Annotated in this window: 14 protein-coding genes and 1 other RNA gene; 5 read left to right on the top strand and 10 right to left on the bottom strand. The window is 61.2% G+C overall.

Annotated elements, in window-relative coordinates; translation table 11 throughout:
* Positions 1 to 8: 8 nt before the first annotated feature.
* Positions 9 to 458, top strand: coding sequence for an NfeD family protein (locus tag ACYZT4_RS22220; protein ID WP_461982984.1), 450 nt, complete (start codon positions 9 to 11; stop codon positions 456 to 458).
* 68 nt (positions 459 to 526) lie between these two features.
* A complete protein-coding gene (locus ACYZT4_RS22215; protein WP_461982983.1) occupies positions 527 to 844 on the top strand; it encodes a DUF2388 domain-containing protein in 318 nt (105 codons plus the stop codon).
* Between the two features lie 135 nt (positions 845 to 979).
* Here the strand turns inward: ACYZT4_RS22215 and gcvP are convergent, their stop codons facing one another.
* From gcvP to ACYZT4_RS22165, 10 genes are all read right to left on the bottom strand, one after another.
* Positions 980 to 3853, bottom strand: coding sequence for an aminomethyl-transferring glycine dehydrogenase (gene gcvP / locus ACYZT4_RS22210; RefSeq protein WP_461982982.1), 2874 nt, complete (start codon positions 3851 to 3853; stop codon positions 980 to 982).
* 233 nt (positions 3854 to 4086) lie between these two features.
* Positions 4087 to 4470: a glycine cleavage system protein GcvH gene (gene gcvH, locus ACYZT4_RS22205; protein WP_461982981.1), complete on the bottom strand. Its 384-nt coding sequence runs from the start codon at positions 4468 to 4470 to the stop codon at positions 4087 to 4089.
* Between the two features lie 50 nt (positions 4471 to 4520).
* Positions 4521 to 5603, bottom strand: coding sequence for a glycine cleavage system aminomethyltransferase GcvT (gcvT, locus tag ACYZT4_RS22200; RefSeq protein ID WP_461982980.1), 1083 nt, complete (start codon positions 5601 to 5603; stop codon positions 4521 to 4523).
* A gap of 155 nt (positions 5604 to 5758) precedes the next feature.
* A complete protein-coding gene (locus ACYZT4_RS22195; RefSeq protein ID WP_461982978.1) occupies positions 5759 to 7375 on the bottom strand; it encodes an ABC transporter permease in 1617 nt (538 codons plus the stop codon).
* Between the two features lie 72 nt (positions 7376 to 7447).
* Positions 7448 to 8452 (bottom strand): extracellular solute-binding protein, encoded by a 1005-nt coding sequence (locus tag ACYZT4_RS22190; RefSeq protein WP_461982977.1) that lies wholly within the window; start codon positions 8450 to 8452, stop codon positions 7448 to 7450.
* Between the two features lie 107 nt (positions 8453 to 8559).
* Positions 8560 to 9777: a 2-octaprenyl-3-methyl-6-methoxy-1,4-benzoquinol hydroxylase gene (locus tag ACYZT4_RS22185; RefSeq protein ID WP_461988763.1), complete on the bottom strand. Its 1218-nt coding sequence runs from the start codon at positions 9775 to 9777 to the stop codon at positions 8560 to 8562.
* A gap of 9 nt (positions 9778 to 9786) precedes the next feature.
* On the bottom strand, positions 9787 to 10272 hold the full coding sequence (locus tag ACYZT4_RS22180; RefSeq protein WP_461982976.1) for a DUF4442 domain-containing protein: 486 nt from the start codon (positions 10270 to 10272) through the stop codon (positions 9787 to 9789).
* Positions 10265 to 11452, bottom strand: a complete 1188-nt coding sequence (gene ubiH, locus ACYZT4_RS22175; RefSeq protein ID WP_461982975.1) for a 2-octaprenyl-6-methoxyphenyl hydroxylase — start codon at positions 11450 to 11452, stop codon at positions 10265 to 10267. Before ubiH ends, ACYZT4_RS22180 begins: the two co-directional genes overlap by 8 nt.
* Positions 11449 to 12783: a Xaa-Pro aminopeptidase gene (pepP, locus tag ACYZT4_RS22170; RefSeq protein ID WP_461982974.1), complete on the bottom strand. Its 1335-nt coding sequence runs from the start codon at positions 12781 to 12783 to the stop codon at positions 11449 to 11451. Before pepP ends, ubiH begins: the two co-directional genes overlap by 4 nt.
* Positions 12784 to 12810: 27 nt before the next feature.
* Positions 12811 to 13371 (bottom strand): YecA/YgfB family protein, encoded by a 561-nt coding sequence (locus ACYZT4_RS22165; protein ID WP_461982973.1) that lies wholly within the window; start codon positions 13369 to 13371, stop codon positions 12811 to 12813.
* Positions 13372 to 13572: 201 nt separating this feature from the next.
* Between ACYZT4_RS22165 and ACYZT4_RS22160 the strand changes: the two genes are divergently transcribed.
* The 3 genes from ACYZT4_RS22160 to ssrS all read left to right on the top strand — a co-directional run bounded on the left by ACYZT4_RS22160 (position 13573) and on the right by ssrS (position 14305).
* Complete coding sequence (locus ACYZT4_RS22160) at positions 13573 to 13782, top strand: TIGR02449 family protein (RefSeq protein ID WP_461982972.1); 210 nt, start codon at positions 13573 to 13575, stop codon at positions 13780 to 13782.
* A complete protein-coding gene (locus ACYZT4_RS22155) occupies positions 13779 to 14096 on the top strand; it encodes a cell division protein ZapA (protein WP_007942435.1) in 318 nt (105 codons plus the stop codon). Before ACYZT4_RS22160 ends, ACYZT4_RS22155 begins: the two co-directional genes overlap by 4 nt.
* A 30-nt stretch (positions 14097 to 14126) precedes the next feature.
* Positions 14127 to 14305: non-coding RNA, 6S RNA (gene ssrS / locus ACYZT4_RS22150), on the top strand.
* Positions 14306 to 14361 lie beyond the last annotated feature (56 nt).

The following is a 14361-nucleotide window of genomic DNA, read 5'->3' as shown; positions in this document are numbered from 1 at the left end:
GGCGCGATATGTGGGAATTCCTGCAGCATTTATCGTTCTGGGACTGGCTGGCGCTGGGCACCGTGCTACTGATTCTCGAAGTATTCGGCGCCGGCGGTTATCTGCTGTGGATCGGCATCGCCGCCGCCGCCGTGGGTGTGCTCACGTTCGTGCTTCCGCAGATGTCCTGGGAGTTGCAGTTTCTACTGTTCGGCCTGCTCTCGATCGCCACTGCGCTGTATTGGTGGCGACGCCAGCGCAGCGCGGTGCGCCAGAGCGATGAGCCGAACCTCAACCTGCGCGGTCAGGAACTGATCGGCAAAACCTTTGTGGTGCACGAAACAATTGTCGACGGTCGCGGCAAAATCAAGGTGGCTGATGGCGTGTGGATGGCGCGCGGCGCGGATGCCGTGATCGGTACCCGTGTTCGGGTGATCGGGCAGCAAGGTGCAATTTTGCTGGTGGAACCGGCGGAATGACCGGTGATGGAACTCGACTGGGGGATCGGCAATCAAACGCCGTAGATAACTCAGTGGAGTCACCCATCATGCGTCTTAAACTTGCTGTCGCTACTGTTGCGCTGTTGTCCCTTCCGATCGGTTCTGCAATGGCCGACGGCTTTTGGCGTGACGTCATTTCTTCCGGTGCCACTACCGGCTCGACCTATCTGACGTTCAAGGATCATAAGCTGATCATTGCTGCCCAGGACGATGCCGGCAGTTTCGTCGCCAGCGACGGCGGCATTCGCGGCCCGTACCTGGAAGCCGCGATGCAGAAAGTCCGCGCCGACAACCCTGGCCTGAAGGCCACGGACATGGAACTGGCGAATGCGATCCTGGCGAAAAATGCCATCGCTTCGGAATAGGATCTACGGCTGAACAAAAATGCCGCTCATATGAGCGGCATTTTTTTGCCTGACGCAATTCAATGTGTGAGCAAACTGTCTTGATGTCTTTTTTCAAAGAAGACTAATCAAGGGCCAGCCGAACTCCCACATTGCTCAGCGGTAATCGTCCACCGGGACGCACGCGCAAAACAGGTTGCGGTCGCCGTAGACGTTATCCACCCGATTCACCGCCGGCCAGTACTTGTGCGCCTTGGTGTGCGCATCCGGGGTGACGGCCTGTTCGATGGAGTACGGTCGCTCCCAAACCCCGGTGATGTCAGCCAATGTATGCGGCGCGCGTTTCAGCGGGTTGTCTTCGGCGGGCCAATTGCCGTTCTGCATTTCGGTGATTTCCGCGCGAATGCTCAACATCGCGCCGATAAAGCGATCAAGTTCGGCCTTCGATTCACTTTCCGTCGGCTCGACCATCAAGGTGCCCGGCACCGGGAACGACATGGTTGGCGCATGGAAACCGTAATCCATCAGGCGTTTGGCCACGTCCTCTTCGCTGATCCCGGTCAGCGCTTTGAGCGGCCGCAGATCAAGGATGCATTCGTGGGCCACCCGCTCGTTGCGCCCGGTGTAGAGCACCGGAAATGCACCGGACAGATGCTGCGCCAGGTAATTTGCGGCAAGGATCGCCACCTCGCTGGCGTCCGCCAGTTGCGGCCCCATCATCGCGATGTACATCCAGCTGATCGGCAGAATGCTCGCGCTGCCCCAAGGCGCCGCGCTGACCGCGCCGTTCTGCGGCAACGGCCCGTCAATCGCCACCACCGGATGGTTGGCAACGAAGGGCGCGAGGTGCGCCCGCACACCAATCGGTCCCATGCCGGGCCCGCCACCGCCGTGGGGAATGCAGAAGGTCTTGTGCAGATTCATGTGCGAGACATCGGCGCCTATGTCCGCCGGCCGCGCCAGCCCGACTTGCGCATTGAGGTTGGCGCCATCCATGTACACCTGGCCACCATGGCTGTGGATAACTTCACAGATGTCGCTGATGCCTTCCTCATAAACGCCGTGCGTCGAGGGATATGTGGCCATCAGGCAGGCGAGTTTTTCCCCGGCGTGCGCGGCTTTTTCCTTCAGGTCATCGAGATCGACGTTGCCGGCCTCGTCGCACTCGACAATCACCACGCGCATACCGGCCATCTGCGCGGAAGCAGGGTTGGTGCCGTGGGCCGAGGACGGGATCAGGCAAATATCCCGCGCCCCCTGATGACGGCTCTCATGGTATTTGCGGATGGCCAGCAGCCCGGCGTACTCGCCCTGGGCGCCCGAGTTGGGCTGCATGCAGATCGCATCGAAACCGGTGATCGCGCAGAGCCAGCGTTCCAGCTCTTCGATCATCAACGTATAGCCGACCGCCTGTCCTTTCGGCACAAACGGGTGCAGGTTGGCGAACTGCGGCCAGGTGATGGGGATCATCTCGCTGGTGGCGTTGAGTTTCATGGTGCAAGAGCCCAGCGGAATCATGGACTGGTTCAGGGCCAGGTCCTTGTTCTCCAATTGCTTGAGGTAACGCAGCATCTCGGTTTCGCTGTGATGCGCGCTGAACACCGGGTGACGCAAGTAAGGCGAGGAGCGCAGCAAACCGACGGGAATTCCGGGTGACAGGGTTTCAGCATCCAGCGCTTCGACAGTGAGCCCATGATCAGCGCCGAGGAATACATCGAACAGCTTGGCAACGGTGGTTTCGTCAGAGGTTTCGTCAAGGCTCAGTCCCAACCGGCCGCGCCCGAGAATGCGCAAATTGATCTGCGCGGCTTGGGCGCTTTCGATGATTGCGGTCTGGGTGCCGCCGACCTCCAGCGTCAGCGTGTCGAAAAAGTGTGCGTTCAAACGGGTGATGCCGTGGCGCTCCAGCCCGGCAGCGAGAATGCAGGTCAATCTGTGCACTCGTTGGGCAATGCGCTTCAGTCCTTCCGGACCGTGATAGACCGCGTAAAAACTGGCGATGTTGGCCAACAGCACCTGGGCGGTGCAAATGTTCGAGTTGGCCTTCTCCCGGCGAATATGCTGCTCGCGGGTTTGCAGGGCCATGCGCAATGCGCTGTTGCCGCGCGCGTCTTTCGAGACACCGATGATGCGGCCGGGAATCGCCCGTTTGTACTCGTCGCGACTGGCAAAAAACGCTGCATGCGGGCCGCCGTAACCCATCGGCACACCAAAGCGCTGGGATGAGCCGAACACCACGTCGGCGCCCAGTTCGCCCGGTGGCGTCAGCAGCAACAGGCTCAACAGATCGGTGGCGACGCAGGCAAGCGCCTGCTGGGCATGCAGGTGATCGATGAGCGGGTGGAGGTCGCGGATCTCACCATGGGTGTCGGGATATTGCAGCAGCGCGCCGAACACCTGGTGCTGCTTCAGGTTGTCCACAGCGTCGACGATCAGCTCGAAACCGAAACCTTCGGCACGGGTTTGCACCACGGAAATCGTCTGCGGATGACAGTTCTCGTCTATGAAAAACAGATTGCTCTTGGACTTGGCGACACGCTTGGCCAAGGCCATGGCTTCCGCCGCCGCCGTGGCTTCATCAAGCAACGAGGCGTTGGCCAATTCCAGGCCGGTCAGGTCGATGGTCAGTTGTTGAAAGTTGAGCAGCGCTTCGAGGCGACCTTGGGCGATTTCCGGTTGATAGGGTGTGTAAGCGGTGTACCAACCGGGATTTTCCAGCACGTTGCGCAAGATGACGGTGGGCGTCAGGGTGCCGTGGTAACCCATGCCGATCAGGCTGGTCCAGACCTGATTCTGCGCGGCGTACCCGCGCAGTTTGGCCAGCGCGGCTTGTTCGTCGAGGGCGGGCGGCAGGTCGAGCGCGCGGTTCAGGCGGATTCCCGGCGGCACCGTTTGCTCGATCAACTCGACGCGGCTGCCGACACCCAGGCTGTCGAGCATCGCCTGTTGCTCGGCGGCATCGGGCCCGAGGTGGCGGCGAAGGAAGGCGTTGGGGTCGCGTAACTGGCTCAAGGACGGCAACTGGGACATGACGGGCTCTCTCTGGACTGGCGCTCAGCGTCGATGCAACACGGTCAAACCAGCATAGCAGCCACTGTCGGATGCAAATCCTGTGGGAGCGGGCTTGCTCGCGAAAGCGGCGTGTCAGACGGTATTTATGTAGCCTGACACACCGCCTTCGCGAGCAAGCCCGCTCCCACATTGGATAGACATCGGCCACAAAAAAGCCCCGACGGGTCGGGGCTTTGGGTGACGCTGAAGGCTTACTCGCCGATGTGGTTCTTGTAGGCGCCTGCATCGAGCAGCTTGTCCAGGTCAGCGGTGTTGCTTGGCTTCAATTTGAAAATCCACGCACCGTACGGATCGGTGTTGAGCGATTCAGGCGTAGCGCCCAAATCTTCGTTGATCGCAATCACTTCACCGGCCACCGGGGAATAGATGTCCGATGCGGCTTTGACCGACTCCACCACACCGGACTGATCACCGGCAGCGAAGACCTTTCCGATTTCGGTCAGCTCGACGAACACCACGTCGCCCAAGGCTTCCTGAGCGTGATCGCTGATGCCAACGGTGACGGTGCCATCAGCTTCGAGACGGGCCCATTCGTGACTTTCGGCAAAACGCAGGTCGGCAGGGATATCGCTCATGTTCTGTGTCCTCAAGGAAATTGTCAGCGGTCGTTGCCCGCCAGAAAAGGTTAGATCAAGGTTTTGCCATGGCGTACGAAGGTCGGTTTGACCACTCGGACCGGGTACCACTTGCCACGGATTTCCACTTCCGCGCGGTCGGCTGTCGCCATCGGCACGCGCGCCAGTGCAATCGACTTGCTAAGCGTAGGAGAGAAACTACCACTGGTGATCTCCCCTTCGCCAACATTGGCGATGCGGACCACCTGATGAGCGCGCAAAACACCACGTTCTTCAAGGACCAGACCGACCAGTTTGTGCTGTACGCCCCCCGCTCGCTCGGCTTCCAGCGCTGCGCGGCCGATGAACTGACGTGTGGCCGGCTCCCAGGCAATGCTCCAGGCCATGTTCGAGGCCAGCGGCGAAACGTTCTGGTGAATGTCCTGCCCGTAGAGGTTCATGCCGGCTTCAACACGCAAGGTATCCCGTGCGCCGAGCCCGATCGGCGAGATGCCTGCGCCGACCAGGTCATTGAAGAAACCCGGCGCCTGACTGGCCGGCAGAATGATTTCCAGCCCGTCTTCACCGGTATAGCCGGTGCGCGCGATGAACCAGTCACCGTCAGGCTGACCTTCGAACGGCTTCAGCAACTGGATCAGGTTGCCGCGAGACTGGGTGACCAGTTCAGAGATTTTGTGCCGGGCGTGAGGGCCCTGGATGGCCAGCATCGCCATGTCCGAGCGCTCGTCGATTTTGACGTCGAAGCCATTGAGGTGCGCCTGCATCCACGCCAGGTCCTGATCGCGGGTGGACGCATTGACCACCAGGCGATAACCGCCGTCGAGGCGATAGACGATCATATCGTCGACGATGCCGCCGTGTTCGTTGAGCATGGTGCTGTACAAGGCACGGCCTGAGCTGTGCAGGCGTTCGACGTCATTGGCCAGCAAATGCTGGAGCCAGTCCTTGGCCTGACGGCCGCCGACATCGATCACGGTCATGTGGGATACGTCGAAAACACCGCAATCGCGGCGCACCTGATGGTGTTCCTCGACCTGCGAGCCGTAATGCAAAGGCATATCCCAACCGCCAAAATCGACCATCTTCGCGCCGAGGGCGAGATGAAGGTCGTACAGAGGCGTACGCTGTCCCATGGGTTTCTCCTTCCGGGCGTGGCGAAGGTGCGGCCGGTGCTGCACGGGGTAAAAGCCTTGAAACACAAGGCTTTTAGCCAATCTCAGCTACCAGGTCTGTAGGACGGACCGCACCGAATGCCGCGCATTGTAGCCTCAAGGTGTAGGACTGACACCTAGCTGTTTCGATGCGCCGAACGTCGGATCAATCCGATGACCGGTAACAACCCGACCAGAACCAGGGTCAGCGCCGGTAACGATGCTCTCGCCCATTCGCCTTCGCTGGTCATTTCAAAAATGCGCACCGCCAGCGTATCCCAGCCAAACGGGCGCATCAGCAGGGTCGCGGGCATTTCCTTGAGCACGTCGACGAATACCAGCAGCGCCGCACTCAGCGTTCCGGGCAGTAACAACGGCAGATACACTTTGAAAAACAGTCGTGGCCCACTGACGCCAAGGCTACGTGCCGCTTCGGGCAAAGAAGGCCGTATTCGCGCCAGACTGCTTTCCAGCGGCCCATAAGCCACGGCGATGAAGCGCACCAGATACGCCAGCAACAGTGCAGACAGACTGCCCAGCAGTAACGACTTGCCAGAGCCGCCGAGCCAATCCGACGCCGGGATCACCAGTTCGCGATCCAGATAACTGAACGCCAGCATGATCGATACCGCCAGCACCGAACCCGGCAGTGCGTAGCCAAGATTGGCCAGACTGACGCCGGAGCGGATCGCCCGGGTGGGCGCCAGACGCCTGGCGAACGTCAGCACCAGTGCGACGCCAACGGTGATCAGCGCCGCCACGCCACCCAGGTACAGCGTGTGGACAATCAGTCCGGTGTAGCGCTCATCCAGATCGAAACGCCCGCGCTGCCAGAACCACACCACCAATTGCAGCATCGGAATGATGAAGGCACAGGCAAACACCAGACCGCACCAGCCCATCGCTACGAGGGCTTTGAACCCCCTCAGGTGGTACAGCGCCTTGACCCGCGGTCGTTCGTTGCCCGCCCGGTTGGCCCCGCGCGCACGACGCTCGCCGTACAGTACGACCATCACCACCAGCAGCAACAGGCTGGCCAGTTGCGCGGCGGTGGAAAGACTGAAGAAGCCGTACCAGGTCTTGTAGATCGCCGTCGTAAAGGTGTCGAAATTGAACACCGACACCGCGCCGAAATCCGCCAGGGTTTCCATCAGCGCCAACGCCACACCCGCGCCGATCGCAGGGCGCGCCATCGGTAAAGCCACGCGCCAGAACGCCTGCCACGGCGATTGCCCAAGGACCCGCGCCGCTTCCATCAGGCCTTTGCCTTGGGCCAGAAACGCGGTGCGTGCCAACAGGTAAACGTAGGGATAGAAGACCAGCACCAGCACCAGGATGACGCCGCCGGTCGAGCGCACCCGTGGTAAGCGCAGGCCGCTGCCAAACCACTCACGCAGCAGGGTTTGCACCGGGCCGGCGAAATCCAGCAGGCCAACGAAGACAAACGCCAGCACGTAGGCGGGAATCGCGAACGGCAGCATCAGCGCCCAGTCCAGCCATTTTCTGCCGGGAAATTCGCAGAGGCTGGTGAGCCAGGCGAGGCTGACGCCCAGCAGCGTTACGCCGATGCCGACGCCAAGCACCAGGGTCAGCGTATTGGCCAGAAGGCGCGGCATTTGAGTGTCCCAGAGGTGGGACCAGATTTGCTGATCGATGGTTTGCCAGGAGAGCAGCAGGACGCTAAGGGGCAGCAGGACCAGCGCAGCGATGGTGAAGACCAGGGGATACCAGCGGCGTTGGGCGGGGTGGGCCAAGGAAAAACTCTCAAGCGGTTGGGATATACACAAATGCCCTGGTAGGAGCGAGCTTGTACGTCAGAAAGGGGCTCAGTTCCAGCCTGCCCGATCCATCATCCGGATCGCTTCTGCCTGACGCTTGCCCGCAATCTCCACCGGCAAGGTATCCGCGACGAACTTGCCCCAACTCGCCACTTCGGCGGACGGCTGAACCGCAGGGTTGGCCGGGAATTCCTGATTCACGTCGGCGAAGATCTTCTGCGCTTCCGGCGTGGTCATCCACTCCACCAAGGCTTTGGCCGCTTCCGGGCGCGGCGCATGTTTGGTCAGGCCGATGCCCGACAGATTGACGTGCACGCCACGATCCCCCTGGTTCGGCCAGAACAGCTTCACCGCCAGGTCCGGCTTCTGCTTGTGCAGGCGACCGTAGTAGTAGGTGTTGACGATGCCGACATCGCATTGGCCGGCGTTGATCGCATCCAGCACCGCGATGTCATCGGAGAACACGTCGGTGGACAGGTTGCTCACCCAGCCCTTGAGGATTTTCTCGGTTTTTTCGGCGCCGTGGACTTCGATCATGGTGGCAGTCAGCGACTGGTTATAGACCTTCTTCGCCGTGCGCAGGCACAGACGACCTTCCCAGTTCTTGTCGGCCAGACCTTCATAGGTGGTCAGCTCACCGGGTTTCACACGCTCGGTGGAGTAAGCGATGGTCCGCGCCCGAAGGCTCAGGCCGGTCCAGGCATGGGAGGCCGCGCGGTATTGCAGCGGGATGTTGGCGTCGATGGTTTTCGATGTGAATGGCTGGAGGATGCCCATCTGCTCGGCCTGCCAGAGGTTGCCGGCATCCACGGTCAGCAGCAGGTCGGCGGTGGCGTTTTCGCCCTCGGCCTTGATGCGCTGCATCAGCGGCGCTTCCTTGTCGGTGATGAACTTCACCTTCACGCCGGTTTTCGCGGTGTAGGCATCGAATACCGGTTTGATCAGCTCGTCGATACGCGAGGAGTAAACCACCACCTCGTCGGCGGCCTGGGCGACGGTGCTGCCGATCAGGGTCAGGGCGAGTGCGGTCAGTAGACGCTTCGGTGCCAACATGGGAGCGATCTCTCGATTGGAAAAGTGAGGCCAAATGATAAGGACTCACATTTAGCTTCTCAATCGAACAGTTCGCGGGTGAGTTACCAGATGTTGCACAGGCAATTTCAGGCCTTGGCCAGCGCCGGCAAATCCCCGGTCAACCCCAGCGCCTCACGCACAAACAACGCCTTGGCCTCTGGCATCTGCTCAACCATCTTCAACCCGGCATTACGCAACCAGCGCACTGGCAACGGATCAGCCTGGAACAAGCGCTCGAAGCCCTCCATCGCCGCCATCAACGCCAGATTGTGCGGCATACGCCGACGTTCGTAGCGGCTCAGCACTTTCACATCCGCCAGACGCTCGCCCCGTTCGGCCGCTTGCAACAGCACTTCGGCGAGTACGGCCGCATCGAGAAAACCGAGGTTCACACCCTGCCCAGCCAACGGATGAATGGTGTGAGCCGCGTCGCCGATCAGCGCCAGGCCTTCAGTCACGTAACGCTTGGCGTGGCGTTGACGCAGCGGCACACACAGGCGCGGATCGGCGCTGACCACCGCACCCAAACGGCCTTCAAAGGCGCGTTCCAGCTCGCGGCAGAAACCCTCGTCATCCAGTGCCATCAAGCGTTCGGCTTCACCTGGCGTAGTCGACCAGACGATCGAGCACCAGTCCTGCTGACCGTCACGCTCCAGCGGCAGAAACGCCAACGGACCGTTATCGGTGAAGCGCTGCCAGGCGGTCATTTGATGCGGTCGGGCGCTGCGCACACTGGTGACGATCGCATGGTGCAGATAATCCCACTCTCGAGTCGCCACGCCGGTCAGGCGCCGCACCGCCGAGTTAGCGCCATCCGCCGCGATCACCAACGGCGCACGCAGGGTGCGGCCATCGGCCAGGGTCAGCAGCCAATCGTCGCCGGAGCGGCGCATCTGTTCCAGGCGGGCATTGGCCAGCATGCCGAGGTCGCAATCGTGCAAACGGTCGAGCAAAGCGTCTTGAACCACACGGTTCTCGACGATATGCCCCAGCACCTCGGCATGTACGCTGGCGGCGGAAAAGTGGATCTGCCCGGTGCCGCTGCCATCCCAGACGTGCATGTCGGTGTAGGGGCTGCTGCGCCGGTTGGCGATGCCGTCCCACACACCCAGACGCTCGAGAATCCGCTGGCTGGCTGCCGACAGGGCGCTCACGCGCGGCTCGAACGGCGCTTGCCCGTCGAAGGGTTTGACCGTCATCGGGCTGCCGTCCAGCAGCAGCACTTCCAGCCCGCTGTCCTGCAACGCCAGCGCCAGGGCGCTGCCGACCATTCCAGCCCCGACAATCAGCAGATCTGCGCGCATGTCCATGCTTTAAGCCTGTCTCGCTTGCGGCTTGAGCCGCACGTAAAGGGTTTTCTGGACCCGCGCCACCAGGGTGCCGGCGCCGTCGTGAATATCCACCTGCAATTGCGGCAGGTACTTTTCGCCGCTTGCCGTTTGGCGGCGGATCTCGTCGAGCAACGTCTCGTCGATCCTGAAACTGGCGAACACCGGACCTTTGCCCGGCGAGATGAAATCGATGTCCGCGGCTTTGTCCCAGACAATGTATCGGTGGCCGAGGTTTTCCATCAGCATCAGCATGTAGAACGGGTCGACCATCGAATACAGGCTGCCACCGAACTGGGTGCCGACGTAATTGCGGTTGTACCAGCCCAACCCCATGGACACCTTGATCTCGCGGAAGTCATCGCTGATATGTCGAACCCGAACGCCCGCGCCCAGATAAGGCGGGTACAAGGTCATGAACCAACGCATCAAATGCGCTTTGCCGAAGGTGCTCATCAGCCACTTAAGCATCGGGACGCGTACCCAGGCCCATGGCCTGCCGGGCAAACCAGCGCTTGGCCGGCGGCAGCAGATCGAGGCCCAGCAGGCCGATGTTGCGGCCCAGCGAGACCAGCGGCTGAGTGCTGCCGAACAATCGCGTGACCTGGTCGGAGAAGCCCACGGTCAGGTTCTGGTCCATGCGCTGGCGTTCGCGATACGCCTGCAGCGTCGCGAAATCACCAGGCGAAGTCTCGCTGGCCAACAGCGCATCCGCCAAGGCCTGCGCATCCCGCAGCGACAGGTTGAAACCCTGGCCGGCAATCGGGTGCAGGCTGTGAGCGGCGTTGCCGAGAATCGCCAGATGCGGACGCACCTGCTCCTCGGCTTCAATCAGCGTCAGCGGGTAAAGGTGTCGGGCGCCAACCTGCTTCAAGGTGCCCAGACGGTAACCGAACACGCCCTGCAATTCGCTGAGGAAGCTGCGGTCATCGAGGTCTGCAAGCCGTTGCGCGTCCATGCCCAGTCGGGTCCAGACCAGGGCGCAGCGGTTGTCCGGCAGCGGCAATAACGCCATGGGGCCGTCGTCGGTAAAGCGCTCGAACGCCATGCCGTTGTGCGCTTCGCTCGGGGTGATGTTGGCGATCAGCGCGCTCTGGTTGTACGGGCGCTTCTTGATGCCGATCCCCAGTTGCTCGCGCAGGCCGGATCGGCCGCCATCAGCAAGCACCGCGAGGTCGCATTCCAGGGTGGTTTCATCGTTGAGGGTCAGGCGATAGCCATCGGTCAGCGGCTCCATGCGCGTGACTTCCGCCGGGCAACGCCAAGCGATCACGTCCTTGTCCAGACCCTGCCAGAGGCATTGGCCCAGCCAGGCGTTTTCCACCACATAACCCAGCGCCGGCACGCCCTCTTCCATCGCCGAAAGACGCGCGGTGGAGAAGCGACCTCGGTCGGAGACATGAATCTGCTTGATCGGCTCGGCGCGACGGGAGATTGCCTGCCACACACCCAACCGCTGATAAATCTGCTTGGCCCCGTAGGACAGCGCCGAAGAACGGGCGTCGTAGCTCGGCTGATACGTGTCGCCGGGGGCGAAGGGTTCGATCAGCACGATCTTCCAGCCACGAGCCTTGGCCCCGGCCTGCAACGCCAACGCCAGGCTGGCACCGACCAGGCCGCCACCGATGATTGCCAGATTGACTCGACTCATGCCGCTTGTGTCCGTGCTTGCGCCATCAAGGCTTCGATCTCGGCGACCGTTTTCGGTACGCCGTTGGTCAGGATTTCACAGCCGGTTTTGGTGACCACGACGTCGTCCTCGATGCGCACGCCAATGCCGCGCCATTTCTTCGCTACGTTCTGGTTATCCGGGGCGATGTAGATCCCCGGTTCCACGGTCAGCGCCATGCCGACTTCCAGCACGCGCCATTCGCCGCCGACCTTGTACTCGCCGACGTCATGCACATCCATGCCCAGCCAGTGGCCGGCGCGGTGCATGTAAAACGCTTTATAGGCTTCGCTGGCGATCAGCTCGTCGACCTCGCCCCGCAACAGGCCCAGCTTGACCAGCCCGGCAGTAATCACTTGAACCGTGGCTTCGTGCGCCTGATTCCAGTGTTTGTTCGGGGCGATTTCGGCGAAGGCGGCTTCCTGCGAAGCCAGCACCAACTCGTAGATCGCCTTCTGTTCTGGTGAATACTTGCCGTTGACCGGCCAGGTGCGGGTGATGTCGCTGGCGTAGCAGTCGATCTCGCAACCGGCGTCGATCAGCACCAGATCGCCATCCTTGAGCACTGCGTCATTCTGCTGGTAATGCAGGATGCAACTGTTGCGCCCGGTAGCGACGATCGAACCGTAAGCCGGCATCTTCGCCCCACCCTTGCGGAACTCGTAATCGAGCTCGGCTTCGAGGCTGAATTCGTGCAGCCCGGCCTGGCTGGCCTGCATCGCACGGATATGCGCCTGGGCAGAAATCCGCGCAGCCTCGCGCATCACTTTCACTTCTGCCGTGGATTTATACAGGCGCATGTCGTGCAGCAGATGATCCAGCGCAACAAATTCTTTCGGCGGCTGGGCACCGCGGTGCGTGTTGGCGCGGATGATGTTGATCCAGTCCATCAGGTGCCGGTCGAATTCCGGGTTGCTGCCCATGGCCGAATACACCCGGTCGCGCCCTTCGATCAGGCCCGGCAGGATGTCGTCGATGTCGGTGATGGGAAAAGCGTCGTCGGCGCCGAAGTCGCGGATCGCGCCTTCCTGGCCGGCGCGCAGGCCGTCCCACAGTTCCCGCTCGGGATTGCGTTCACGGCAGAACAACACATATTCGCCGTGCTCACGGCCGGGCATCAGCACGATGACAGCCTGAGGCTCGGGGAAACCGCTGAGGTACTGGAAATCGCTGTCCTGACGGTAGACGTGCTCGACGTCGCGGTTGCGGATGGCCACCGCGGCGGCGGGCAGAATCGCGATGCTGTTGGGTTCCATCTGCGCCATCAAGGCCTTGCGGCGACGGCTGTATTCCGCTTTCGGGATATGGATCATGGGCAGATGGCTTTTCCTGGCTCGCGATTAATGCAACGACGGTTTGGCGGCAGCCGGCGCGTCCGGCTTGCGGGTTTCGGAAAACAACAGCAACGGCGCGACACGCAGGTATTCCATTACTTCCATGTAGTCGCTTTCGCCGTCGTCGGATTCTTCCAGCGCGTCTTGCACCTGGGAGATGGCCGCCAGGTCCTGCAGAACTTCGGTGGCTTCGGTGCTCAGCATGCTGCTGTCACGGCAGTTCAGGCCGAAACCGCTGAGGAAACCCTGACACCATTGGCCCAGTGCCGCAGCACGGTCCGCCAACGGCTCGTCATCAACGGGCAGCAGCAGAACGACGGTGACGTCGTCACCGGTGAGTTCACCCTTGACCATCTCTTGCAGGCCGATCAAGGCATTGCGAACGTTGTCTTGCGGCTCGCTTTCGAGCAGCTCGGCGGCATCTACCAGCCAGCCTTCGGCATCGAAACCGGCCCCGGCGCAACTGCGACCGAGCAGCAGGCCGTGCAGTTCGGCAGGCGAGACGTTATGACCGCTGGAAGTCAGCAGGGTGGCGAAGGCTTGGTACGGAGAATTCTGAATGGGCATGGGCAGCTAGGCGCCAGACGGCGCTATGTCTAGAATGAAGGCCTTGTATCCTACATCGACTCCTCTGTAGGAGCGAGCTTGCTCGCGATGAACCCGAGAACACAACGGGGTAACAGGTACCCAGTGTTATCGTTGACGTCCATCGCGAGCGAGCTCGCTCCTACAAAGTCCGTCACCCATCAGACATTTTCAGTGGACACAATGGAAGACACCGACCTGCAAGCGCTGATGGCCAGACTCGAATTGCTAATTAGTCGGGTCGAGCAACTTAAGAGTCAAAACGGACTCCTATTAGCTCAGGAAAAGACCTGGCGCGAGGAACGCGCTCACCTCATTGAAAAGAACGAAATCGCCCGGCGTAAGGTCGAATCGATGATTTCGCGCCTCAAGGCCCTGGAGCATGACTCATGAGTTCAAGCAATAGCGTAACCGTGCAGATACTCGACAAAGAGTATTCGATCATCTGCCCCCAGGAAGAGCGCAGCAATCTGGTGAGCGCGGCCCGTTACCTGGACGGCAAGATGCGTGAAATCCGCAGCAGCGGCAAAGTCATTGGCGCCGATCGCATCGCTGTGATGGCCGCGCTGAACATCACGCATGACCTGCTGCACAAGGAAGAACGCCCGGATGTGCAGGCCAGCGGCTCGACCCGCGAGCAGGTACGCGATCTGCTCGACCGCGTCGATCTGGTGCTCGCCACCGATCCGGACGTCACCAAAGGCTGATTCGCCGGATTGCTTGGGGTATACTCGCAGCACTCCCTGGGGTGCTTGCCAGTTGACCACGTCCCTGAGCCGATTCGCACTACCCTGGAGGCTGCACGTTGGGCTGGTGTGCATGTCCGCTAGACGGAAAGCCTTAAAGCCTACTGCATCTTCCACCTTGAACTTTCGGGTTCAAGGGCTAAGTCAGCAGCGGTTCATCCGGGGAGCCTGATTCCAGTCCGATGCCGGTTTAAATACCGGCATCGGCTTTTTTGCGGGTACGCTT

This window comes from Pseudomonas sp. GB2N2 (genome assembly GCF_054897705.1).
This window is presented reverse-complemented; position numbering and strand designations above follow the sequence as displayed.